This window comes from Burkholderia sp. SIMBA_051, assembly GCF_046534915.1.
Lineage (GTDB): Bacteria > Pseudomonadota > Gammaproteobacteria > Burkholderiales > Burkholderiaceae > Burkholderia > Burkholderia ambifaria.
This window is the reverse complement of sequence record NZ_JAWRXS010000038.1, coordinates 1-961: the sequence shown is the minus strand read 5'-3', so window position 1 is coordinate 961 and position 961 is coordinate 1. Positions and strand designations below refer to the sequence as shown.

Sequence of the window (961 nt, the reverse complement as noted above, 5' to 3'; positions counted from 1 at the left end):
CACGCGGTAACAGATTCCGCGCATTCTTTGCAGTACCAACGCGCTTTCGCGTAACCGTAGTAACCGTAGTAAGAGTTCGCCAGGATTTTGATCGCACGCTGACGGTAGTCCAGCATGATTTTTTCGATCGGGTCCTGAGACGCTTTCATTTTGGTTTTGATTTTCTGACGTTCGTCCAGCAGACGTTTCAGCAGAGACGGGATGAAACCCGGGAAGTCTTTGCAGAATTTGTGACCAACTTCCGGCGCAACGTCGTAGTTACGGCAACCTTCACGGTTCAGGGTGTCCGGAGAAACGTTGTGGGTGATGATGATAGACGGGTACAGCGAACGGAAGTCCAGAGAAACGATGTTTTCCCACAGACCTTTTTCCGGTTCTTTAACGAAACCACCCGCGTAAGATTCACGCAGACGACGTTCGTATTCACGTTCGTCCGGTTTGTTCGGCGCCAGTTCGTTACGTTCGTACGCTTTACGCAGCAGGAACCATTCAACCAGGTTACCGGTAGAAGAACGAGAAACGTCCCACAGCGGCTGACCAACCAGACGAGACAGCTGCGCTTCCATCGGGAAGAATTCTTTACCCAGTTCGTAGGTCGCTTTCGCGTCTTCCATAGAGTATTTCGCAACACGTTCCAGACCTTCACCGGTTTCCCACGCTTTCGCGATTTCGTCCGCGTAAACTTTTTCTTTCGGTTTACCGAAGATCGCTTCGTAAACCGCTTCCAGGGTGTAGGTCGGCAGGTTGATGGTACGACGGATAACGTGGTACAGGTCGAAGTGGATACGACCTTTAACTTCAACCGCGGTCATGTCACCGATACGCTGCATTTTCGGTTCAGAACCGTCACGACCGATGGTCAGTTTGATACCCAGTTTTTCCGCACGTTTCGCCAGGTACGGCAGGTCGAAAGAGTCACCGTTGTAGGTGATGATGATGTCCGGGTCTTTTTCACGGATGA

The 961-nt window shown here is 51.3% G+C and carries 1 pseudogene; it reads right to left on the bottom strand.

The features are described from left to right. Positions 1-961: pseudogene (locus SB771_RS33415) on the bottom strand (DNA polymerase); the annotation flags it as partial.